At 42.1% G+C, this 22,019-nt stretch carries 23 protein-coding genes; 17 read left to right on the top strand and 6 right to left on the bottom strand.

All coding sequences use genetic code 11. From position 1 onward, the window contains the following. Positions 1-504: 504 nt before the first annotated feature. A complete protein-coding gene (gene pepB / locus IEY40_RS04275) occupies positions 505-1,779 on the bottom strand; it encodes an aminopeptidase PepB (RefSeq protein ID WP_428848134.1) in 1,275 nt (424 codons plus the stop codon). 145 nt (positions 1,780-1,924) lie between these two features. Between pepB and sfsA the strand changes: the two genes are divergently transcribed. The 8 genes from sfsA (at position 1,925) to IEY40_RS04235 (ending at position 9,098) form a co-directional block, all read left to right on the top strand. Continuing rightward, positions 1,925-2,629 carry a DNA/RNA nuclease SfsA gene (gene sfsA, locus IEY40_RS04270; RefSeq protein WP_188953704.1) on the top strand — a complete coding sequence of 235 codons (705 nt, stop codon included), beginning with the start codon at positions 1,925-1,927 and terminating at the stop codon, positions 2,627-2,629. 139 nt (positions 2,630-2,768) lie between these two features. Beyond that, positions 2,769-3,212, top strand: a complete 444-nt coding sequence (dksA, locus tag IEY40_RS04265; RefSeq protein ID WP_188737863.1) for an RNA polymerase-binding protein DksA — start codon at positions 2,769-2,771, stop codon at positions 3,210-3,212. 129 nt (positions 3,213-3,341) lie between these two features. Continuing rightward, positions 3,342-4,229: a tRNA glutamyl-Q(34) synthetase GluQRS gene (gene gluQRS / locus IEY40_RS04260; RefSeq protein ID WP_188953702.1), complete on the top strand. Its 888-nt coding sequence runs from the start codon at positions 3,342-3,344 to the stop codon at positions 4,227-4,229. A gap of 235 nt (positions 4,230-4,464) precedes the next feature. Then, on the top strand, positions 4,465-5,772 hold the full coding sequence (pcnB, locus tag IEY40_RS04255; protein ID WP_229777027.1) for a polynucleotide adenylyltransferase PcnB: 1,308 nt from the start codon (positions 4,465-4,467) through the stop codon (positions 5,770-5,772). 6 nt (positions 5,773-5,778) lie between these two features. Then, positions 5,779-6,264: a 2-amino-4-hydroxy-6-hydroxymethyldihydropteridine diphosphokinase gene (gene folK / locus IEY40_RS04250; RefSeq protein ID WP_188953700.1), complete on the top strand. Its 486-nt coding sequence runs from the start codon at positions 5,779-5,781 to the stop codon at positions 6,262-6,264. Positions 6,265-6,330: 66 nt separating this feature from the next. Next, positions 6,331-7,125 (top strand): 3-methyl-2-oxobutanoate hydroxymethyltransferase, encoded by a 795-nt coding sequence (gene panB, locus IEY40_RS04245; RefSeq protein WP_188953698.1) that lies wholly within the window; start codon positions 6,331-6,333, stop codon positions 7,123-7,125. A 76-nt stretch (positions 7,126-7,201) separates the two neighbouring features. After that, a complete protein-coding gene (gene panC, locus IEY40_RS04240) occupies positions 7,202-8,056 on the top strand; it encodes a pantoate--beta-alanine ligase (protein ID WP_188953696.1) in 855 nt (284 codons plus the stop codon). Positions 8,057-8,579: 523 nt separating this feature from the next. Beyond that, positions 8,580-9,098, top strand: coding sequence for a DUF4124 domain-containing protein (locus IEY40_RS04235; protein ID WP_188953694.1), 519 nt, complete (start codon positions 8,580-8,582; stop codon positions 9,096-9,098). Positions 9,099-9,125: 27 nt separating this feature from the next. Here IEY40_RS04235 and IEY40_RS04230 read toward each other — a convergent pair whose 3' ends face one another. Further along, positions 9,126-9,323 (bottom strand): YheV family putative zinc ribbon protein, encoded by a 198-nt coding sequence (locus IEY40_RS04230; protein WP_188920256.1) that lies wholly within the window; start codon positions 9,321-9,323, stop codon positions 9,126-9,128. Between the two features lie 146 nt (positions 9,324-9,469). Between IEY40_RS04230 and IEY40_RS04225 the strand changes: the two genes are divergently transcribed. Together IEY40_RS04225 and IEY40_RS04220 are read left to right on the top strand one after the other, a co-directional pair. Next, positions 9,470-11,383: an ABC transporter ATP-binding protein gene (locus IEY40_RS04225; RefSeq protein ID WP_188953692.1), complete on the top strand. Its 1,914-nt coding sequence runs from the start codon at positions 9,470-9,472 to the stop codon at positions 11,381-11,383. Between the two features lie 48 nt (positions 11,384-11,431). After that, positions 11,432-11,896, top strand: coding sequence for a TIGR02444 family protein (locus tag IEY40_RS04220; RefSeq protein WP_188953690.1), 465 nt, complete (start codon positions 11,432-11,434; stop codon positions 11,894-11,896). A gap of 16 nt (positions 11,897-11,912) precedes the next feature. Here IEY40_RS04220 and IEY40_RS04215 read toward each other — a convergent pair whose 3' ends face one another. Next, positions 11,913-13,499 (bottom strand): GMC family oxidoreductase, encoded by a 1,587-nt coding sequence (locus IEY40_RS04215; RefSeq protein ID WP_188953688.1) that lies wholly within the window; start codon positions 13,497-13,499, stop codon positions 11,913-11,915. A 27-nt stretch (positions 13,500-13,526) separates the two neighbouring features. After that, positions 13,527-14,039 (bottom strand): TAT leader-containing periplasmic protein, encoded by a 513-nt coding sequence (locus IEY40_RS04210; protein WP_188953685.1) that lies wholly within the window; start codon positions 14,037-14,039, stop codon positions 13,527-13,529. A gap of 112 nt (positions 14,040-14,151) precedes the next feature. On the opposite strand from IEY40_RS04210, the gene IEY40_RS04205 reads away from it, so the two are divergent. The 3 genes from IEY40_RS04205 to IEY40_RS04195 all read left to right on the top strand — a co-directional run bounded on the left by IEY40_RS04205 (position 14,152) and on the right by IEY40_RS04195 (position 16,451). Continuing rightward, positions 14,152-15,165, top strand: a complete 1,014-nt coding sequence (locus IEY40_RS04205) for a hydrolase (protein WP_188953683.1) — start codon at positions 14,152-14,154, stop codon at positions 15,163-15,165. 2 nt (positions 15,166-15,167) lie between these two features. Beyond that, positions 15,168-15,416 carry a YheU family protein gene (locus IEY40_RS04200; protein ID WP_188953681.1) on the top strand — a complete coding sequence of 83 codons (249 nt, stop codon included), beginning with the start codon at positions 15,168-15,170 and terminating at the stop codon, positions 15,414-15,416. A gap of 132 nt (positions 15,417-15,548) precedes the next feature. After that, positions 15,549-16,451: a phosphoribulokinase gene (locus IEY40_RS04195; protein WP_188953679.1), complete on the top strand. Its 903-nt coding sequence runs from the start codon at positions 15,549-15,551 to the stop codon at positions 16,449-16,451. Between the two features lie 441 nt (positions 16,452-16,892). Here IEY40_RS04195 and IEY40_RS04190 read toward each other — a convergent pair whose 3' ends face one another. Then, entirely contained in the window at positions 16,893-17,672 is a 780-nt protein-coding gene (locus IEY40_RS04190; protein ID WP_229777002.1) for a tetratricopeptide repeat protein, read from the bottom strand. 310 nt (positions 17,673-17,982) lie between these two features. Between IEY40_RS04190 and crp the strand changes: the two genes are divergently transcribed. From crp to IEY40_RS04170, 4 genes are all read left to right on the top strand, one after another. Continuing rightward, positions 17,983-18,618 carry a cAMP-activated global transcriptional regulator CRP gene (crp, locus tag IEY40_RS04185; RefSeq protein WP_188953675.1) on the top strand — a complete coding sequence of 212 codons (636 nt, stop codon included), beginning with the start codon at positions 17,983-17,985 and terminating at the stop codon, positions 18,616-18,618. 114 nt (positions 18,619-18,732) lie between these two features. After that, a complete protein-coding gene (locus IEY40_RS04180) occupies positions 18,733-19,080 on the top strand; it encodes a PepSY domain-containing protein (protein WP_188953672.1) in 348 nt (115 codons plus the stop codon). Beyond that, the gene (locus IEY40_RS04175; RefSeq protein ID WP_188953670.1) at positions 19,061-19,735 is read left to right on the top strand and encodes a response regulator transcription factor; all 675 of its coding nucleotides are present in this window, start codon (positions 19,061-19,063) and stop codon (positions 19,733-19,735) included. The genes IEY40_RS04180 and IEY40_RS04175 overlap by 20 nt, the downstream gene beginning before the upstream one ends. Further along, the gene (locus IEY40_RS04170; RefSeq protein WP_188953668.1) at positions 19,732-21,066 is read left to right on the top strand and encodes a sensor histidine kinase; all 1,335 of its coding nucleotides are present in this window, start codon (positions 19,732-19,734) and stop codon (positions 21,064-21,066) included. Before IEY40_RS04175 ends, IEY40_RS04170 begins: the two co-directional genes overlap by 4 nt. A gap of 90 nt (positions 21,067-21,156) precedes the next feature. Here IEY40_RS04170 and IEY40_RS04165 read toward each other — a convergent pair whose 3' ends face one another. Then, the gene (locus tag IEY40_RS04165; RefSeq protein WP_188953666.1) at positions 21,157-21,957 is read right to left on the bottom strand and encodes a DUF1338 domain-containing protein; all 801 of its coding nucleotides are present in this window, start codon (positions 21,955-21,957) and stop codon (positions 21,157-21,159) included. Between the last annotated feature and the right edge of the window lie 62 nt (positions 21,958-22,019).

The following is a 22,019-nucleotide window of genomic DNA, read 5'->3' as shown; positions in this document are numbered from 1 at the left end:
CTTAGGTTTGCCTTAGGTTATCCACAAACAAAACGTGCATCTGCGCTACCGCACGGGCTTGAGCCATTTTAAACCGCCAAAGTTATCAGAATCTTAACCCTAAATATAAACATGACTCTTTACTTTTAGAGTCAGTAGATCGGACCAGTTACCCTAGCCTCTTACAACAAATAAACTCAATGCCAAAATTGCATTTCAACAATCGCTACACTCATTAGCAATATGGCAAACTCTTTAAGCATCAAAAGTTAAACGTGACCACTCATACATTAGCGAACATCAATATACGCCATATGGTAGCTTTTTTTGCATGTTAACATGCAAAACTTACCTGTATTGCGATGCACACCAAAATTACGACTTGAACCAACGTATCTGCATGTATACGAGACGATTAATATCCAACGCCTCAATCCTTGAGTCTTGGCTATAGCACTAATAAAAAACCGCAGATAATGAATGTCATTATCTGCGGCAGTCTTTGAGTTTGTTGTAGCTTACAGGCTAGTCTTTTAGGAGCTCTGCGATTGTGAGTACACCATGAGTCGTTGCACCTGCAGCCCATAGTGCTGATGCAGAAGACTCAAATGCGCCAGCTAAGTCAACGTGTAACCAATTAGCCTGTGGTGATACAAAGCGCCATAAGAAACCTGCAGCATTAGATGCGCCACCAGCGCCGCCACCTTTAACAGGACGACTGTTTGCCGTATCAGCATAAGCCGATGGGCACATATCTTTGTGCCAAGGATCCAATGGAAGTGGCCAAACATTTTCAGACACTGCTGCTGCACGCTTTTGAGCCAGTTGCAGCGTGGCAGTTTGTGGCGAGAAAATCGCATTGTAATTTGAACCGACAGCCATGACTGCTGCACCAGTTAAGGTTGCAGCGTCAATAATTAATGGCGCGCCGGTGTCAGACGCCGCTTGTAAGCCATCAGCTAACACTAAACGGCCTTCAGCATCAGTATTAACGATTTCAACTGTGGTGCCATTCTTATAAGTTAAAATATCACCTAACTTAAATGCACGCCCACTAACCAGGTTTTCTGCACAACATAAAAACAATTTTACACGTTTATTTAAGCCCGCTTTCATCGCTAAACCTAATGCCGCGGTAACGGTTGCTGCGCCGCCCATGTCGCATTTCATTGCCAGCATGCCTTCTGATGACTTAAGGCTATAGCCGCCTGAGTCAAAAGTAATCCCTTTACCCACTAATGCAACCGATACTGGAGCATCTGCGGCAAGTGGATTGAAATCAAGTTCAAGCAATGCAGGAGGACGTTCACTGCCGCGACCGACTGCATGGATACCAACCCATTTCTTTTCTAATAACTCTTGGCCTTCAACAATCGTGAAGCTAATCTTGTCGCCGCCAATGTTTTTTAACCAGGCTGCAGCTTGTGTTGCTAATCCCACTGGAGATAAATCCTCTGGGGTGTCATTAATTAACTTACGTGCAAATTGAGCCGCTTCAGCGCGCTGAGTCAAGGTCGCTTGATCTGCATCACTGCCACACCAAAGCACTTGGTAACCTGCTTTAGCAGTTGCAAAGCCTTGTGCAAAAGCCCACTGAGAATGCAGGTTCCATAAATCACCAATGAGCTGTACAGAGTTAACACCTTGATTGCGTATTTTTCTCGCAGCCATTTGCACCTGACGTAGCTCATCGCTACCAGATAAGTGGATCAGTGTTTGCGTACCTTGATAAGTCACATCTGCTTTACCCCAATGCGCTGCTGGTGCGTCAGTAGTAAGCGTTACCGTCATAATATCCATAGTCATTCCTTGTTGTGCGCCAGGCGGCGCAAATACCCTAGCCTAAACACGAGCTAATGGCAGTAGTGTAGACAAAACACAATCGATAAACCAAGCTAAAATTTGTTAACATTGTTGTAAATCAAACCATGACATATTTATACACATGCTATTTGAACCAAAATTAGAAACAGGTGTACTGTTAAAACGCTACAAACGCTTTTTGGCAGACGTAGCCCTACCTGATGGACAAGTCATCACCATTCACTGCCCTAACACTGGCTCAATGAAAAATTGCTTGTTTCCAGGGGAGCTTGTTTGGTTTTCTACCTCAGATAACCCTAAGCGAAAATATCCCCATACTTGGGAGATAATGCAAACAGATCAACAGCATTTAATTGGCATTAATACTGGCCGAGCCAATGCATTGGCCGAAGAAGCGATTAACCAACAGATTATTACTGAGTTGCAAGGATATGACAGCCTAAAACGCGAAGTAAAATATGGTCATGAAAATAGTAGAATCGATATCTTACTCACTAGCCAAAACCGTCCAGAGTGTTATATTGAAGTGAAAAGTTGTACCTTGCTAGAAGACCAAGTGGGTTACTTTCCTGATGCCGTCACAACGCGGGGACAAAAGCATCTACGTGAACTTATCCAGATGGTCAAAATGGGCCACCGAGCAGTATTATTGTTTGTGGTACAGCACAGTGGCATATCGACCGTAAAACCCGCGCGACATATTGACCCACAATACGCAGACTTACTTGAACAAGCCGTTTCTAAGGGTGTTGAAGTGTTAGCCTATAAAACAGTACTTACACCACAGGGAAGCCAAATAGTCGAGCCCTGTAAAGTAATGCTGTAGATAAAAAAACACTGAAATACTATGTAAAAAATTTGCCTAGCTATAGAGTTTCTGGTATAGATAGCGGCCGTAAAAATAAGACACAGCGGCCGTAAATTTAAGACGCCCTTAAAACGCAAGAGATTACAGGAGATGCGTTATGCCTGAAGGCACTAAAAAACTTGGCGTACTCGCTATTGCTGGTGTAGATCCTTACCAGGAGTCAGCTGGTGAAGAGTATATGAATAGCAAGCAACGAGGTCACTTTAAACGGATCCTCGAAGCATGGCGTAACCAATTGCGTGAAGAAGTCGACCGTACGTTAACTCACATGCAAGATGAAGCTGCTAATTTTCCTGATCCTGTAGACCGTGCAGCCCAAGAAGAAGAATTCAGCTTAGAATTACGTGCTCGTGATAGAGAACGTAAACTGATCAAGAAGATTGAAAAGACATTACAGAAAATTGAAGAAGATGATTTCGGTTTCTGTGATTCTTGTGGTGTTGAAATCGGCATCCGTCGTCTTGAAGCTCGTCCAACAGCCGATCAATGTATCGACTGTAAGACGCTAGCAGAGATTAAAGAAAAACAGATGGCGGGTTAACCCGTTATTCATAAGGGCGAGATTATCTCGCCTTTTTGTTTTCTAAAATCTAAAAATAAATAACATAGTCACGTGCCATTACAAGTTGGTGTCGTCTATGTAAACTTAGCGACTAAAAAATTCACCGCTATGAGCACTATTCAATATATTGGCCGTTTTGCGCCATCCCCTTCAGGACCTTTACACTTTGGTTCGCTTATTGCTGCCCTAGGCAGTTACCTTCGCGCTCATAGCCAACAAGGCCAATGGCTCGTTCGCATTGAAGATATTGACCCCCCACGTGAAGTTGCCGGTGCCAGCGATGACATACTGCGCACACTTGATGCCTATGGCTTACATTGGCATGGCACAGCATTATATCAACATCAACGTTATGACGCCTATCAGCACCAAATTGAACAATTAATTAGCCATGACCAAGCCTATTTTTGCCAATGTACTCGCAAAATCATTCAAGCTAGTGGTGGTTTGTACGACGGCCGATGCGGCCAATGTCAACCAAGGTTATCTCAGGGTGCTATTCGTATTCGCAATCAAGCGAGAGTCGATATCTTTACTGACTTAGTTCAAGGTGAAATCGTGGTAGATAGCCACTTTGCTGCTGAAGACTTTATCATTAAACGCAGTGACGGTTTGTACGCCTATCAACTTGCAGTAGTGTTAGATGACGCTTATCAAGGTATTACAGAGGTTGTTCGAGGCTGTGATTTACTTGAAGCTAGCTGCCGACAAATCAGTTTATTCTTGCAGCTAGGCCTAAACACGCCTAACTGGTTGCATTTGCCATTAGCGTGTGCAGAAAAAGGCTTTAAGTTATCAAAGCAAAATCATGCCCCCGCAATTGACACTCAACATCCTCAAGCCAGCATTAATGCTGCATTAGCATTCTTAGGTCAACCGAGTGTCGATATTGATTCGGTAGATGTCATGCTGCAACAGGCTGTGGCACAATTTTGCTTAGATCGGATCCCAAAACACAAAGAAATCGTATTAGCAGCAACAAACCGGGCAACATAGTTAATAAATGCAGTCGTGGTTGTGCATTAACGGCTTTTAGCCGCTTAGCACATATACTCATTTATCAACATTTAATGTATTATACCCGCCAGATTTTTAATCAATTTATTCAAGTATTACGAGGTGTATTATTTTTCGCCGTATTAGCCAATTCTGTAAACAGCTATTTGAAGACAACAAAATAGCTCCAGTCCTTGAAGAGCCCATTCAAGAAGATGGCTTACGTCTGGATATCATCTCCAGAGATGGTCATTCAATCTCACGTCGCCAAATTAGTGAAAACGCACTAAAAGTGCTGTATCGTCTCAACAAGTCTGGCTACAAAGCCTATTTAGTTGGCGGTGGCGTACGCGACATTTTACTTGGTTTACAACCCAAAGATTTTGACGTTGTCACCAATGCAACTCCAGAAGATATTAAAAAGCTGTTCCGCAATTGCCGTTTAGTTGGCCGTCGTTTTAGACTGGCGCATATTGTGTTTGGTCGTGATGTCATTGAAGTGGCAACATTTCGCGGTCACCATGGTGAGACCGACGATAAAATATCAAAATCAAATGCTGAAGGCCGTCTATTACGTGACAACGTATATGGCGAAATTGACGAAGACGCCGAGCGCCGCGATTTCACCATAAATGCGCTTTATTATGATATCAGTGACTACTCTATTCGTAGTTATGGCGGCGGGATTAACGATCTTAATAACCGTACAATTAAGTTAATTGGCGATCCAGACACCCGTTACCGTGAAGATCCTGTACGTATGCTGCGTGCCGTTCGCTTTGCAACTAAGTTAGACATGCAAATAGAAGCGACTACAGCCGATCCGATAAAAGCCTTAGCACCATTGTTAAGCGATATTCCAGCAGCCCGTATGTATGAAGAAGTGTTAAAACTGTTCTTTGCAGGCAAAGCTGAAGCTAATTACCACATGATGCAAAGTTTTGGCTTATTTGCGCCATTATTTCCGCAAATTAGCGCATTAATAAGCGAATCACCAAAAGGCCATGCGGCTAAAATGTTGCAAGCCGTGATGAACAGCACTGACTTACGCGTTAGCCAAGACAAACCTGTTACTCCGGCATTTTTCTATGCAGCAATATTATGGTATCCACTCAAACAGCGTGCCGACGATATCGCTATCGAAAGCGGTTTAACTCATTACGACGCTCACGTTGCCGCGATGGGCGATGTGATGGAACAACAATGTCGTACCATCAGTATTCCACGTCGATTTAGCACGCCAGCAAAAGATATTTGGCAACTGCAGCTTCGTTTAGAGCGCAGCCAAGGGACTCGAGCATTTAAAATGTTAGAGAGCCCTAAGTTTAGAGCCGGTTACGATTTATTATTGCTTCGTGGTGAAGTTGAATCAGGTAATATTGCGAAAATTGCTGATTGGTGGAAAAGCTTTGTTGAAGCAGATGAAACTGAACGCGGCGAAATAGCCAAAAGTAGCAGTAAAGGCGGTAGCAGTCGTAACCGAAATGCACCACAGCGTAAGCGTCGCCGTAAACCTGCTGCTAAAACGCCCACTGCAGAGTAAACAGAAGTGGCGATTCAAGCGTATGTCGCTCTTGGGGCGAATTTAGCTAATCCAACACAGCAACTCGACGCGGCTGTTGATGCATTAAGTGCATTAGCTGTTGGTGATTCGTTGCGTGTTTCAAGTTATTACGCCTCTAAACCAATGGGTGAAGTGATTCAGCCTGACTACGTTAATGCTGTCGCTGGATTTATAACAACATTAGAACCCATTGAATTACTTGATGCCTTGCAATTTATCGAACAACAGCAAGGCCGAGTAAGACTGCAACATTGGGGGCCTCGTACCCTCGATTTAGACTTACTCCTCTATGGGCAACAGCAAATATCATTACCAAGACTCACAGTGCCCCATTACGGCATGAAACAACGCAGCTTTGTATTAATACCCTTAGCAGACATTGCACCTACCCTCACACTGCCCTGTAATACCAGCCTTGAAAGCCTGATTAGTGTGACAATGCGCGATGAATTGCAAAAGCTTATCGAGTAAAGTTGATCTTAACCAGCAGCACATTAAGCTCAACTTTTTAGTATTTCAATTTTTTAAGAGTCTACTATGTCAAAAGTCACCAGTTCGACCCTAATCAAGTTCAAAAAAGAAGGCAAAAAATTCACAGCTCTAACAGCCTATGATGCCAGTTTTGCTGGTGCATTTGACAGCGAAGGTGTTGATGTATTGCTTGTTGGCGACTCACTAGGAATGGTATTACAAGGGCATGATGACACTTTACCTGTCACGATTGCAGATATTGCGTATCACACAGCTTGTGTTAAACGTGGTATTTCACGCGCGTTACTCATCGCCGATATGCCATTTATGAGTTATAGCACCCCACAACAGACCATGGAAAATGCCGCATTGCTGATGCAAGCGGGTGCCAGCATGGTTAAAGTTGAAGGCGGACATTGGTTACTTGAAAGCGTAAAAATGCTAACAGAACGTGGTATTCCAGTTTGCGCTCACTTAGGCTTAACGCCTCAGTCTGTGAATGTATTTGGTGGTTTTAAAGTGCAAGGTCGCGATGCTGAAAATGCCCAGCGTATTCTTGACGAAGCCAAAGCGCTGCAAGCCGCAGGTGCGCAATTACTCGTGGTTGAATGCATTCCGCCACAATTGGCTAAAACCATTACTGAAGCACTCACCATCCCTGTTATTGGCATTGGAGCAGGTGCTGACACTGACGGTCAAATTTTAGTTATGCATGATGTATTAGGCATTTCGAGCGGCTATATCCCACGATTTTCTAAAAACTACCTCAAGCAAACTGGCGAAATCCGCTCAGCAATCAGAGCCTATATTGACGAAGTAGCTGATGGTACCTTCCCGGCAGAAGAGCACACATTTAACTAACTTTTAGTGCTGCCACATTATTTTTACAGTGCAGCACTCATAAACTATTTATTTTTGAGTAAGGTTCGACAATAACATGATAACCACCGCTGTCATTTCAACGATCCGCGAACAGGTAAACACTTGGCGCGCAAAAGGCGAAACCATTGCTTTTGTACCAACAATGGGCAACTTACACCAAGGCCATATCACCTTAGTGAATGAAGCGAAAAAGCGTGCTGATCATGTGGTTGTGTCTATTTTTGTGAACCCAATGCAATTTGGTCCTAAAGAAGATCTAGATGGTTATCCACGTACATTAGCTCAAGACAGCGAGAAGCTGGCAAACGCCGGCACAGAGCTGCTATTTACTCCGACACCAGAGATTATTTACCCTAAAGGCTTGGCACAGCAAACCTTTATAGAAGTCCCTGATATTGGTGATGAGCTATGCGGCAAAAGTCGCCCAGGACATTTTCGTGGCGTGGCCACTATTGTCGCTAAACTGTTTAATATTGTTCAGCCGGACATGGCATTATTTGGCCGTAAAGACTTTCAACAATTAATGATTATTAAAACCATGGTTGAAGATTTATCAATGCCTATCGAGGTAATTGGTATAGAGACTATTCGTGAAGCGTCAGGCTTGGCAATGAGTTCACGTAATGGCTATTTAACCGCAGATGAGAAACACAATGCTGCGGCATTAAAACGCGCAATAGACAGTGTTATTAGTGCCGTTCAGCACAAAAAATCCCCGCAACACGCTATAGAATTGGCAGTACAACAATTAAAAGCTGCCGGCTTTACTCCTGATTACTTTGAACTGAGAAATGCCGATACGCTACGTCAAGCAACTGCTGAAGATAACCAGCTTGTTGTCATTGCCGCAGCTTACCTAGGTAAAGCACGTTTGATTGATAACGTGTCATTTTACCGTCACGCTCAATAACAATCATATGAATAATCATTTAAAAATTTGCTAAGTTAATAAAATAAAAAACAAAGATTGTTCTTTTTAGTAAAATTTGATTGTCAAAAAACTGGTTTTATCGATAAACTTGACCCATATTTAATCAATGTTGCGCCCCCATAAAAGGGCACTCCTTGTACAATTGAACAGATATGGTGCAAATGTAGTTAATATCCGGTAGCGAGAATGGCGAATGTCTTACTTGAGTACGGTAAAACTATGATAATCTGCTCAATCAAATATATTGTTATCACAACCTTAACAATAGGTTGTTAACGTGTTGCTAAACGAGCAATTAATACCACTCCAAATGACGACAAGGGACTCTGAGGTCAGTGGCGTTAATTCAGTGGTATTAAATTAATTAAATTAGTTACTTAAATTATTTTATTAAAATTTAAGCGACTCAAATGCAATTACTAAAATCGTGCAATAGTGAGAACTTTACAATATTAGACTAGTAGTTAAATCAAAATAGTATAGCAAAAGGACGTGTGGCCAGATGGCAAAAAGACTGTTATTCATGTTATTTGCATTGAGCGCTTTTGGGGCTCAGGCTAATACTATTTATAAATGCATGAAAGACGAAAAAGTCGTGTTCAGTCAAACCGTTTGCCCACAAGAATTTCGCCAACACAAAATTGAATATCAACTTGGTATTACCACTGAAGTCGACTCAGACAAGCGTGAGTTAAAAGAAGATCCGCTAAAAGCGCTACTTAACAAACAGACCATCTCAAAAGAAAAGCTATTGCAGTTGTTAGACGGTGAAATTTATCGTCTCAAACAAGAAAACAGCTATTTTGAGATCCTTCGTGCCAGCGAAATTCAAAAGCTAGACCGTAAACGTTATTGGCAAACCAAGCCAAAAGACGACCCAAGTTACGGCTTAGAACTACAAGAGATTACCGAGCGCTTTAATGAATTAACCAAAAACAACATTAATGTCATCAGGGTGTTGAATCAGCATAAAATGAAAATTTCAGCTGAAACGCCCCCCGATGAATACATGAGCAATTAGCAATATTACCGCTCGCAAAGCTAAGTTCTAATCAGGTTTAAACACGCCTATCATACTGCCGCTGGCTTTTTTAGGCACTTCGATATCCGTTTGTAATGCACGATAATCACAATCTGTACATTCAACGGTTTCAATGCCATTTTCTTTGAATAACAAAATGCTGTCTTGCGCACCACATTTAGGGCATTTAGCGCCAGCAACAAAACGTTTTTTAATCTTAGTCATGATTTTCTCTTAATGAATACCTTAATCAATGTATACGGCTATTTTGCCTTATTCACCCACATGAGTCCCGTGATTGTGGGAAATAAATTGCAGATGCGATATCATCTACGCCATTATCCTATTGTTAAGCAATCAAGTTGTAATTAATGATCAACATTAGCCAAGCTCAATTAGTTCGCGGCAGCAAAACCCTCCTCGATGAAACCTCACTGACTATCTACCCTGGCCATAAAGTCGGACTCGTAGGTGCCAACGGTACCGGTAAATCATCATTGCTTGCACTAATATTGGGCCATTTACACCTTGATAAAGGAGACTTTAGCTTGCCTGCGGGTTGGCAAATTGCCACCGTAGCCCAGGAAACCCCAGCACTTGACGTATCAGCTCTTGAATACGTGCTTGATGGCGATGTTGAATATCGTCAACTCGAAGCTCAACTCAACCAAGCTCAGCATGACAACGACGGAAACGCCATAGCCCTTATTCACGGTAAAATTGATGCCATTGGTGGTTACGCAATTCGCGCACGTGCTGGAGCATTGCTTGCAGGTTTAGGCTTTGGCGAAGCAGAGCAAAGTAACCCAGTGAAAAGCTTCTCTGGTGGCTGGCGTATGCGCCTTAACTTAGCCCAAGCACTGTTGTGTCGTTCTGATTTATTACTGCTAGATGAGCCTACCAACCACTTAGACTTAGACACCATGTATTGGTTAGAAGGTTGGATTAAATCGTATCAGGGCACGTTAATTCTTATCAGCCACGACCGTGACTTTATTGATGGTATTGTCGATGAGATTGTTCACGTCGAGAATCATAAATTAAATTTCTATAAAGGTAATTACAGCGCTTTTGAACGCGTGCGTGCAGAACGTATGGCGCAACAGCAAGTTGCGTTTGAACGTCAACAAAAAGAGCGATCGCACATGCAGTCGTTTGTTGACCGTTTCCGTTACAAAGCCAGCAAAGCTAAACAGGCACAAAGCCGCTTAAAAGCACTTGAGCGTATGGCTGAGCTATTACCATCACAAGTTGATAACCCATTCCAAATGGCTTTTAGGGAACCAGAAGCGCTACCTAATCCACTAGTGGCGATGGAAAATGTTTCTATTGGTTACGATGACAAAACTATTTTAAAGCAAGTGCAACTCAATCTAGTGCCTGGGGCACGCATAGGTTTATTAGGACGAAATGGCGCGGGTAAATCGACCTTAATTAAGCTGTTATCGGGGCAACTGCAAGCTAAAACAGGTAAGTACGAGCCAAATCCGGGGCTCAATATCGGTTACTTTGCTCAGCACCAAATCGAGTTTTTAAGTTTAGACGACTCACCACTACAACACTTGGTACGCTTAGCGCCTGCCAGTATGCGAGAGCAAGAACTGCGCAACTTTTTAGGGGGTTTTGGCTTTAATGGCGACATGGCATTAGCCCCAGTGAGACCATTTTCCGGTGGTGAGAAAGCGCGTTTAGTTCTGGCATTATTGGTATGGCAACGCCCTAACCTGCTGTTACTCGATGAACCGACCAACCACTTAGACTTAGAAATGCGTCATGCGTTAACCATGGCATTACAAAGTTTTGAAGGCGCAATGGTTATTGTATCGCATGACCGTCATTTATTACGATTAAGCTGCAGCGACTACTACTTAGTTGATCAAGGCGTAGTGAAATCTTTTGAAGGCGATTTAGACGATTATCATCAATGGTTGCTCGACGCAGCTAAAGCGGCTCAAGCCAGCAATAAAAGTGAGACTCAAACAGCCAACAGCGATCAAATCGATAAAAAGCAACAAAAAAGAATTGAAGCAGAACTGAGACAAAAAACCTCTCCGCTTAAAAAGCAGCAAGCCAAACTGGAAACTCAACAGCAAAAGATATCGCAACGATTAACAGAGTTAGAAACCGAACTTGCAGATGGCAGCCTATACGAAGCAGAAAATAAAGCCAAAATGACTCAAGTGCTTAACGAGCGTACCAGCCTGACACAGGAAATGGACGAAAGTGAAATGAACTGGCTAGAACTACAAGAACAAATTGAAGAAATTGAACAAGCGGTTCAATAATAACCTTTTATACAGTGGCGTTTACCCGTAAACGCCCTAGGACATTCCATGCCTGCAACATTCAAGCGCCCTGCATTCTCTCACTCACTGTGGCATCAATGCGAACAGGTTTACACCAAAAACCCTAACGCCTATCTCCAACTGCAAGATAACTACCAAGTTAATGTTAACCTATTACTTTTAGCACAATATCTTGATCAGCAGGCCTTTTTGTTGTCTGCTGAACAATGGCAAATGATGCTTGATGTCATCGAAAAATGGGAAGATTCGGTATTAGTTCCTTACCGTAAATTACGCCGTATAGCCAAAAGACATTTGGCAGAAGATGAGTATCAAAAAATGCTTGAAGTTGAATTGATTATGGAGCGTAAGTCACAACAGTTTTTATTGCAAAAATTGCACTTATTAGATGGGAAAACGACATCGAATGGCACTGACACTAACGGTCTAAGAGTGAACAGTAATGTGAATGCGTACTTAGGCATTTATGGATTAGATGGCAGCGCCATCTAATCCATCAACCATGTACTTATTTCGCGGTGAGCTTTTGCGCTAATGCAGTCGCATTACGTGCAACAATGCCATAAATAGACAATTGTGGGTTAGCCCCTAGGCTGGTTGGAAACACAGAACCATCCATCACAGATAAATTTTCTAAGTAATGCGAATTACCATAACCATCGACCATCGCTTGAGTTTTATCTTCACCCATGGCACAACCGCCCATCACGTGTGCTGAGGCTACTATCGTCTTAATTAAACCTAGATCTAATTGATTAATACTTTGTTTGGCATCATTCCAAGACTCAAAAAAGGTTAGACCATCATGCATTGGCAATACCTTTTTAGCACCTGCCGCAAACTGCAATTCAGCCATCGATAAAAATGCACGACGTGCGGCATTCCAAAAGCCATCAGTTAATGGGTAATCAAGGACAAAACTGTCATCCGTTAATCGTACTTGTCCACCCGGACTTTGCTCATTAAAACCATCGCGAATTAACGCTATGGTGACCTGCATTTGATTGAAATTAGCCATTAACTGCGCATGACTAACACCATACCCTATGGTTTTAGACGCTATAAGCACCGGATGCACTGGTGCGACTTCAAGCTTATATCCTAACTCGCCTGCGGCTCCATCGCGCCAGACAAACTCATCTGAATAAATTGATTGCGGTGCACCACTGTGGCCATTAATTTGCTCGGCAAACATACCGCCTGATAATAACGACGGATGTAAAAAGGTTTTACCAAGTTGCTTGTGCGGATCGGGCGTATTTGAACGCATTAAAAGAGTTGGCGTATGAATCGCACCAGCACTTAAAATATAATGTTTGGCACTAAATGTAATTTTCAATGCTGTGGGTTTAAGCCCTTCTGTCATAGCTTGAGCTGTAAGGCCAACAACCTTGTCGCCTCTATGTTCAAGTTTTACGACTTTTGCGCGTGAGATTAATGTCGCACCATGTTCAAGCGCACTGGGTATAGTAGTCACCAGCATTGATTGCTTGGCATTCACTGGACAACCCATTCCGCAATAACCTGTATTCCAACACCCTTTAACATTGCGTTTTATGACAGTGTATTCCCAGCCTAGTTTTTCACAGCCATCACGTAATGCGCCGTTGTTACGGTTTGCGTCGTATTGCCATTGCTCAATATTGAGCCGCTGCTCCATTTTTTCAAACCAGGGCTGTAACTCACTCGCCGACAACCCTTTAACCGATTTAGCTTGCTGCCAAAAATCCAATGTAGGCTCAGGCGTGCGAATTGAAGTGGTCCAGTTAACTGTTGTCGAGCCGCCAACCGTGCGGCCTTGAAAAATACCGATGCCTTTATCTGCGGTTTTTAATGCCGCGGCTTGTTGGTATAAATTAGGGTAAGCATGGCGCTCTTCCATATCAAAGTGGGTTGACGACTTTAACGCGCCGCCTTCAATCATGATGACTTTAAGGCCTGCTTGAGACAATATTTCTGCCGCAGTTCCACCACCAGCACCTGTGCCGACAATAACCACATCGGCCTCAAAATGACGGTCTTTCTCTAATGTGCTGGCATCAATATGGTGCCAGCCGGCATTCAGTCCTGTGATAATAGGATCAATAATAGCCACGAGAATACTCCTTTATACACAGGATGATTAGTTTGAGTTACTAACCAAGAAAGTTGGCTTGGCATAACGCAAGTTACCCCAATGTTCGGGGCAAGAATAATAACTGGCCATAATAAGCTCACGCAGCCCTGAATAGGCCATTTTTAGCATATCGAGAAAGTTGTAACGCCAAAACTCTAGCATATCGATCAATTGCTGCGGTTCACGCCCCAATAACGGTGTCATACTGCCACTGAGTAATAACAATCCAAAACGGCCTTCAAGTAAGTCTAATAGTTCCATCAACTCATCTTGTTGCGCTTGAGGTAAATGAGTGATCGATTGCGAAATAGCTTCTAAGGTTCGATTGATGGCCATCTCCCTATGATTAGCCACTTCAGGCAAGCTACCGTCGAGGAAAATAGGAATAAAGACACTAAACAATACTCGATGATGAATATCATCAGTTGCTATAGAAGATGTTGGCACATACAGATTAACACCAAATGCCAGTGCAGCCGTTCCTGCAAAAGCGCCTGTGAGAAAGGTACGTCGCTTCATTTTCTTCCCCTTTGAGTTATTGTTGTCGGTAATTTTTATATGCTAAAGTGGCATGAGTAACATTTAAACACACGTTTAAATATTCACAAACAATTGCAGAACGATTCCTTTTATGAAAAAGATGTATTCTCCTCCTTGGTGGGCTGTAAGTCCGCATGTACAAACGATTCTACCGTTTATTTTCAAAGTGGCCAAACCAGCTACGTTTAGGCAAAGACAAGAGCTGCCTGACGGTGATTTCATTGATTTAGATTGGTTAGGCCAAGCTCAAAATGGTGAGCCCATTTTAGTGATTATTCACGGGCTCGAAGGGAATACTGAATCACATTACGCACGCAGAATGTTGCTGGAGGCTAAAAAGGCTAAAATCGCAGCGGTAGTGCATCATCACAGAGGTTGCTCAGGCGAACCTAATCGTTTAGCACGCAGTTATCATAGCGGTGATGTCAATGACTTAATGTATACGTTGTCGCAGCTAAAACACTACTACCCTGACTCACCGCTCTATGCCGTCGGCTACAGTTTGGGTGGAAATGTGTTAGCAAAATACCAAGGGAGTGAACAGCAAGATAGCTTATTAGAACGAGCTGTCGTGGTGTCGGCGCCTTTAACATTAGCGGCTTGTGCTAAACGTTTAGAAGGTGGTTTTTCTACTGTATACCAGCGCTTCTTAATTAAACGTTTGCAGCGTAAAATGCTTGAAAAAATCAATACTGCTGATCTCACTGCACAAATGCCAATCAATAAAAAACAACTTAAAATGCTCAACACATTTTACTTATTTGATGACAAAGTTACGGCGCCTTTGCATGGTTTCACCGGAGTGAACGATTACTATCAAAAATCGAGTGGGATGAATTATTTACAACACATTACTAAGCCGACGTTAGTGATCCACGCCCAAGACGACCCTTTTATGACTGACGATGTGATCCCAAGCAAAGATCAGTTATCGCCAATGGTAGAATATGAGCTACATCAATTTGGTGGCCATGTTGGTTTTATTGATGGCGGATGGCCGTGGAAACCAAAATTCTATTTAGAAGATCGGATCATCAACTTTTTACTCGCTGACGATAATAAAAAATTAGCACAATATACTGTCGCCGCGACAGAAAAGGAATAATCATGCTTGTCCCGTATGAGGCATTACTGTCATTACCCCAAGAAACACTTCAAGCAATGATTAAAGAGTATTTATTATCGCAACTTGAAGATGGCAGCTTTAGTGATGTTGACGAGCAACAAATGGCTTATGCAACAGAGCGCTGCAAACACGCACTTAAAAAAGGCGAACTGGTGGTTGAGTACAGTGAAGATGATGAATCTATTGCGATCCGTCAGCGCGAACATATTTCAGCAAGAGTTAATGATTAACCTGCATGCTTAAGCAATAATGCTATATAAATATTAACGTTATCATCTGTGATTAATTGACCCATAGGTGATGATTACCGTATAACTAGTGATTCGATTTTCTTTGGTGAGTCACAAACGTAGGCAAATAACATGTCAGCAAAACACCCTATTATTGCTGTAACCGGTTCATCTGGTGCTGGCACAACGACCACGACGACGGCCTTTACGCATATATTCAGGCAGCTTGGTATTAATGCAGCATTTGTAGAAGGCGACAGCTTTCATCATTTCACTCGCGCAGAAATGGAAGTATTAATCCGTAAGTCGCAAGCTGAAAATCGTAACATTAGCTATTTTGGCCCTGAAGCGAATAACTTTAAAAAACTAGAAGAATGCTTCATTAGCTATGGCAATACCGGTAACGGCCAAACTCGCAGCTATTTGCATACATTTGATGAAGCAGTCCCTTTTAACCAAATGCCTGGTACTTTTACGCAGTGGCGTGATTTACCAGAAAACACCGATATGCTTTATTATGAAGGCTTACATGGTGGGGTTGTAACAGATGATGCTGACGTTGCAAAGCATGTTGACCTTCTGATTGGCATGGTGCCCATAGTCAACTTAGAGTGGATTCAAAAAATCATTCGAGACACCACAGAGCGTGGTCACAGCCGTGAAAAAGTCATGGGCTCTATTGTGCGTAGTATGGACGATTATATTAATCACATGACGCCGCAGTTTTCTCGCACCCATATAAACTTTCAGCGCGTACCGACCGTTGATACCTCAAACCCATTTAGTGCTAAAGACATCCCAAGTCTTGACGAAAGTTTTGTGGTGATCCGATTTCGCGGTATTAATAACGTCGACTTCCCTTATTACTTGAACATGATCCAAGGATCGTTTATGTCGCGGGTTAATACCTTGGTGGTACCGGGCGGTAAAATGTCCTTAGCGATGGAACTTATTTTAACGCCGTTGATTAAAGACTTAATCGATAAACGAATAGAGTTGCAAAACATTAATGATATCAAGCCTGGGGACAGTTGATCTTTCAAGGTTGTTTTGGCAGCGAATTGTTGGCCAGAAGGGTTCGGCTAAAAACGTTTTATTCGTTGTTGAATGACTCTTTGCAAATAAAGAGTTGCTTAGATGACTAGGCATCAATCCAATCGCCTTAATTAAAACGTTTTTAACTCGAACAACATTCAACCAGCAAAGTTCAACAGCCCCCTAATTAAGCTTGATTTAAGTCAGTAGTACTAAAATTGTCTTATCGTGATTTCAAGCGAAATAACGGCAGTTGATGTGCTTGGGGCGCTAATTCCCCCTTTTTTCTGTTAGCGTATTGAGCACATCAACGATCACCTACCAATATCTATCCATCATTCACAATGGTCTTCATTTATTCATCGGCAGACATTTTGCTAACACAATGAGTAATAAAGCTGACCCAGGCAACACAATCAACGCCCACGATTTGCCTGGTAATTACATTAACGGAATAATTTCACGGTATGCTTGGTTATTCTGATATTGCTTTAAGCGCAACATAAATTCATCACTGTGAGCAAGTTCTGGGTTTTGTTTTAAAGCCTCTATGGCTTTCTTTTGTGCATCGATTGCAGAGGTAAAATCACCCACCTCAGCATAACCGGCGGCTAAATTGTCTAGCACTGTTGGGTCGTTTTGATTCTGCTCTAGCAGTTTAAGTGACATCGATACTGCACGCGAACCATCACGATACTCTGCTTCTGGGCAGGTTGCTAAAATCCACGCCACATTCCCCAGAGAAACGGGATCACCTGCTATGTTAAACTGCCCCATGGCCTTGCCACAGTTACGTACCACACCATCGCCACCAGCAGAATAGATAAAGCCTAAACGAAAATTGGCCCACTTATCGCCTTGTTTTGCCATCACTAGATACCATTTTTCGGCTAACGTTAAATCACGCGGAAATAATTTACCTTCAAAAGCTAAATCAGCTACGGTTTGCTGTGCTTTAACATGATTTTGCGCCGCAGCTTGAGTGACCCAATCTAATCCATATTGGGTGTTTTGACTGACAAACCGACCAGATAAATACATTAATCCTAACAAGAATTGCGCGTCGGCATCGCCTTGTTTGGCCTTTATTTGTATATGCACAAGTTTACTGCCAGCCTGAGATTCTGCAGTTGGCGGAATATAAAATGCTTGAGGGGAAAAACTTATTACACTAAACGCCAGTAGACATGCTGCCGTTCCAATTTGACTCAGTTTTTTCACGCACACCTCTACAACCATTTGTGATGTTAATAACAGTAACTAACTCGCCTACCCAATTCAATAGACAACCTATAAAGCGAATAATTCAATAGACTTAATGGTTAAGAGAAACACAATAAGGTAAGGTATCTTAAATAAAAAACTGACCTTGATCACAAACAAAATAAATTTAATCTAAAATTTAACAAGTTAATATACACTACTGACACTTCTAAATACGATCTCTATCAAAGTTTTTACGATTGCAATAGCGTAGAATACTTAATTAGACATTACTTACTTTCATTTTTAATCAATCGAGGAATATCGTATGGCTCTGATTGGTAAGCCAAAACCTGACCCAACATTAGAATGGTTTCTTTCACATTGTCACATTCACAAGTACCCAGCAAAGAGCACATTGATCCATGCTGGAGAAGATTCTGACACCTTATATTACATCGTAAAAGGTTCTGTTGCTGTATTGATCAAAGATGAAGAAGGTAAAGAAATGATCCTTTCTTATCTTAATCAAGGCGACTTCATAGGTGAGCTCGGTTTATTTGAAGATCAAGCAGAACGTACTGCTTGGGTTCGCGCTAAACAAGCGTGTGAAATTGCTGAAATTTCGTATAAGAAATTTAAGCAATTGATTCAAGTTAACCCAGAAATCTTAATGAAGCTTTCTGCACAAATGGCCTATCGCTTACAAAGCACAAGCCAAAAAGTGGGCGACCTAGCCTTCTTAGACGTTGCAGGTCGCATTGCACAAACATTATTGCACCTAGCAAAACAACCCGATGCTATGACACATCCTGACGGAATGCAGATTAAAATTACTCGTCAAGAAATTGGTCAAATTGTAGGTTGTTCACGTGAAACTGTTGGCCGTATTTTGAAGATGCTTGAAGAGCAAAACTTAATCCAAGCACACGGTAAAACAATAGTGGTTTACGGTACACGCTAATACTATAGGCGCGATTTAAGCGCCAATCAGGCTCTACTTCAGCTTGATTTAAGCCAAGATTATTAAAGTGGTGTTCATACTATGAACGCCACTTTTTTTATTTTGGGAGCGAACATGAATAGCTTGTTCATCGCCACAGTCAGCTTAATGGCCCTATCCATTAATCAGCAAGATATTCCTGTTACTGAATTCCCGCTTGATCATGATAAAGTCCAAAAACTAGTGACTTCTGGTAATATACGTCCATTAGATGATTATTTAACTTGGGTGTCACAGTATTGTGATGGTCAATTAGTCGATGCTCAGCTTTACCAATATCAAGATAAGTGGCGTTATGACTTACAGTTCAAACTCGCCCAAGGACATGTTATTAATCTGCAGTTAGATGCAGTCAATGGCATGCAAAACCCATTGCCACAATTACCGAGCGAATGCACTAAACATGAAACTGTTACTCGTTGAAGATAATCCATTACTTGTCGCTGAGCTTGAAAAACAACTTAAGCAGGCTGGGTATATTACTGACGTTACCGATAAAGCGGTCGAAGCCGATTATCTAATGAAAGAAACTGAATACGATTGCGTTATTCTCGATATTGGCTTACCCGATGGTAATGGCTTATCGCTGGTAACACAGTGGCGAGAACGTGGCGTAAGCACGCCTGTTATCATGCTCACAGCCCGTAGCCAGTGGCATGAAAAAGTAGAAGGGTTTAACGCTGGTGCAGATGACTACTTAGGCAAGCCGTTTCACGCACAAGAATTACTAGCCCGTATACAGGCATTAATCCATCGAGCCCATGGGCGAGCAAACTCAGCGTCTAAACTACTGTGCTATGGCGGTGTTAATTTAGATGAAAACGAACAAAAGGTCACAGTTGGTGAGCAAGAATATGAGCTAACATCGATGGAGTTTAGGCTATTAAAGATTTTTTTAATGTCGCCTAAAAAACTACTGTCAAAATCTCAACTTACCGATAAGCTATACCAATTTGATGATGAAAAAGAAAGCAATGTGGTCGAAGTCTATGTCACCCATTTACGTAAGAAACTGGGTAAGACCACGATTGAAACCCGTCGCGGACAAGGTTATATCTTTCACGGTTTAGTGGAATGATGTCAATTCGCTTTAAACTTAGCCTATGGTTGAGTGGCCTTATTATCATCGCAACGTTGATCGGTTTATTTCTTTTTGAATCAATGTTGCGTGATGCATTTCATGATTCAATAATTAATCGGTTAGAAGAAGATTTAGAGCACATCATTATCGCTACACGCCTTCAAGAGGGCGAACTGGTTATCGACCAAAATCAATTATCCAGTTTTTATCGGCCAGCATACTCAGGTCGTTACTTCCAATTAAACTTACCAGATCACACTATTCGTTCACGCTCCTTGTGGGATGCTGAGTTACATATTGTTAATTTAGAGACTCAACAAAAGCGTGTTTGGCAAGCAAAAGGTCCTAAAAACAATGATATGCAATTATTATCCATTGGTATTGGTGCGCCGAATAGTAAAAACACTGCAACCTTAACCGTAGCGCAAGATCTCAGTATTGGCCGCAGAGTATTTAGCGAGATATTTGGCACCAAACTTGCGATTAATATAGGCATGTTATTGGCTATGATTGCAGGTATTTTCATTATCTTGCGTCAATCGTTTAAACCGGTAAATCAAATCCAAGGAGCACTCGCTAAACTTCGTGAAGGCGATATTGCCTCCCTTGAAATAGCTCAAATTCCAGCAGAAATCCGTCCGTTAGCTGAAACCTACAACCAATTATTAGATTACACAGCAAAACAAATAGAGCGCAGCCGTAACAACTTAGGCAATTTAAGCCATGGCTTAAAAACACCTTTCGCGGTTATGCAGCAACAAGTTGAAGCCTTAGGCTTATCTCACCCAGAGGCAGCCATGGCTATGCAGCAACAATTAGATCTAGTGCATAAAATGATTGAACGTAAGCTGGCTGCGGCGCGAATTACTGGCGATATGTTGCCTGCCGCGCAATTAGCCGTGCCTAAAGACTTCGACAGTTTAATTAATACCCTGCATAAAGTGCATCGCCAACGAGATATTAACTGTGTGTTAATTAATCCAGATAACATTAGTAGGATCCCCATTCACCGTGAAGATGGTATGGAGTTGTTTGGAAACTTGCTAGACAACGCCTTTAAATGGACTAATACGCAAGTGAATGTGCGCATCAATCAAATACAAAATGGCGGTATATCTCTACAAATTGAAGATGACGGCAGTGGCGTAAAACAAGATAAAATAGCATCATTAACCGCACGAGGCACTCGCCTAGATGAAGCGACCATGGGGCACGGGTTAGGATTATCTATTGTTAAAGAGATTTGCGAACAATATGGTTTTAGCTTGACGTTTAATCGAAGTGAGACTTTAAACGGACTGAGTGTCAATATAGTGATGAGCCAGTAGTCCTGAACAACTAGCCAAAAACTAATCATCATAAGCCAATAAAAAAGACCTGCTTAATTGCTCAAGCAGGTCTTTTTTGCGCAACTTACACTACATCATTGCATTGGTACTTTCAAAAATTTTATCGGCTGATGCCGCAACAAAGCCAGTATACAGTTTGCCGTTGTCCATTGGATAACGACGAGCAAACTCGTAGAAACAACTAGGAATTTCAGCATCACCATCGGTAAAGTTAACCACCACTTTATCGGCCATGGTAGATGACTGCTCTAACAATACTTCTGGTGTACCTTTAATTTCACCACCTGAGGCATTAAGTACAAAACCTGCATCTTTCAATGCTTGGTTTACATCTTCAATACGCTCAAACTGCGGTAAATCGTTAATCGATACAGTAAAGTGGTTCGCACGATAACCTAAAGCAGCAACCCAAGCGGCATATTCACTCTCCGCCAACAACGCCTTGTAGGTCGCTTTATCTAAGTTCCAGTGACGACCAGAATAAATAAAGTTATCTGCGGTTGTAGCCGCAACATCAACTTGCTCAATTAAACCATGAATGGTTTTTTGCAGTTCAGGGCTAAACTCTTCAACCAACAATTCCGATATAAATACCTTAGGTTGAGTTGGGTCTGGATGCTCGAAATGTTTAGCGACTAGCTTTTTCTGCTCAAACTTGTAATCGCCGCTATCAATATAACCAATTGAAGTAAAATGCTCAGCTAACACGCTGAGATTAACCTTGGCGATATTAAACGTACGCAGGGCAATATGGTCATTAATGATCGCTGCGCCATGGCCTAGCAGTTGATGAATTTTAGCCGCTGAAGGCGTCATCTTAATATAGTCTTGCCATAACTCGGCAAACAAAACATTAACGTCAGTATGCATGGTTAAATCCTTATAATAAGGCTGGTGATATCATAAACATCACCAGCACCGAATCATGCGAT

It is taken from the genome of Shewanella ulleungensis, from assembly GCF_014648315.1.
Taxonomy (GTDB): domain Bacteria; phylum Pseudomonadota; class Gammaproteobacteria; order Enterobacterales; family Shewanellaceae; genus Shewanella; species Shewanella ulleungensis.
This window is presented reverse-complemented; position numbering and strand designations above follow the sequence as displayed.

Bases quoted from the DNA above. Each gene is read 5' to 3' on its own strand.
- dksA (WP_188737863.1), top strand. From the start codon at position 2,769: ATGCCTGAAGGCACTAAAAAACTTGGCGTACTCGCTATTGCTGGTGTA.
- IEY40_RS04200 (WP_188953681.1), top strand. From the start codon at position 15,168: ATGCTTGTCCCGTATGAGGCATTACTGTCATTACCCCAAGAAACACTT.
- IEY40_RS04170 (WP_188953668.1), top strand. From the start codon at position 19,732: ATGATGTCAATTCGCTTTAAACTTAGCCTATGGTTGAGTGGCCTTATT.
- panC (WP_188953696.1), top strand. From the start codon at position 7,202: ATGATAACCACCGCTGTCATTTCAACGATCCGCGAACAGGTAAACACT.
- sfsA (WP_188953704.1), top strand. From the start codon at position 1,925: ATGCTATTTGAACCAAAATTAGAAACAGGTGTACTGTTAAAACGCTAC.
- IEY40_RS04225 (WP_188953692.1), top strand. From the start codon at position 9,470: ATGATCAACATTAGCCAAGCTCAATTAGTTCGCGGCAGCAAAACCCTC.
- IEY40_RS04180 (WP_188953672.1), top strand. From the start codon at position 18,733: ATGAATAGCTTGTTCATCGCCACAGTCAGCTTAATGGCCCTATCCATT.
- IEY40_RS04165 (WP_188953666.1), bottom strand. From the start codon at position 21,957: ATGCATACTGACGTTAATGTTTTGTTTGCCGAGTTATGGCAAGACTAT.
- panB (WP_188953698.1), top strand. From the start codon at position 6,331: ATGTCAAAAGTCACCAGTTCGACCCTAATCAAGTTCAAAAAAGAAGGC.
- pepB (WP_428848134.1), bottom strand. From the start codon at position 1,779: ATGGATATTATGACGGTAACGCTTACTACTGACGCACCAGCAGCGCAT.
- crp (WP_188953675.1), top strand. From the start codon at position 17,983: ATGGCTCTGATTGGTAAGCCAAAACCTGACCCAACATTAGAATGGTTT.
- IEY40_RS04175 (WP_188953670.1), top strand. From the start codon at position 19,061: ATGAAACTGTTACTCGTTGAAGATAATCCATTACTTGTCGCTGAGCTT.
- IEY40_RS04220 (WP_188953690.1), top strand. From the start codon at position 11,432: ATGCCTGCAACATTCAAGCGCCCTGCATTCTCTCACTCACTGTGGCAT.
- IEY40_RS04230 (WP_188920256.1), bottom strand. From the start codon at position 9,323: ATGACTAAGATTAAAAAACGTTTTGTTGCTGGCGCTAAATGCCCTAAA.
- IEY40_RS04195 (WP_188953679.1), top strand. From the start codon at position 15,549: ATGTCAGCAAAACACCCTATTATTGCTGTAACCGGTTCATCTGGTGCT.
- gluQRS (WP_188953702.1), top strand. From the start codon at position 3,342: ATGAGCACTATTCAATATATTGGCCGTTTTGCGCCATCCCCTTCAGGA.
- IEY40_RS04235 (WP_188953694.1), top strand. From the start codon at position 8,580: ATGGCAAAAAGACTGTTATTCATGTTATTTGCATTGAGCGCTTTTGGG.
- IEY40_RS04205 (WP_188953683.1), top strand. From the start codon at position 14,152: ATGAAAAAGATGTATTCTCCTCCTTGGTGGGCTGTAAGTCCGCATGTA.
- IEY40_RS04210 (WP_188953685.1), bottom strand. From the start codon at position 14,039: ATGAAGCGACGTACCTTTCTCACAGGCGCTTTTGCAGGAACGGCTGCA.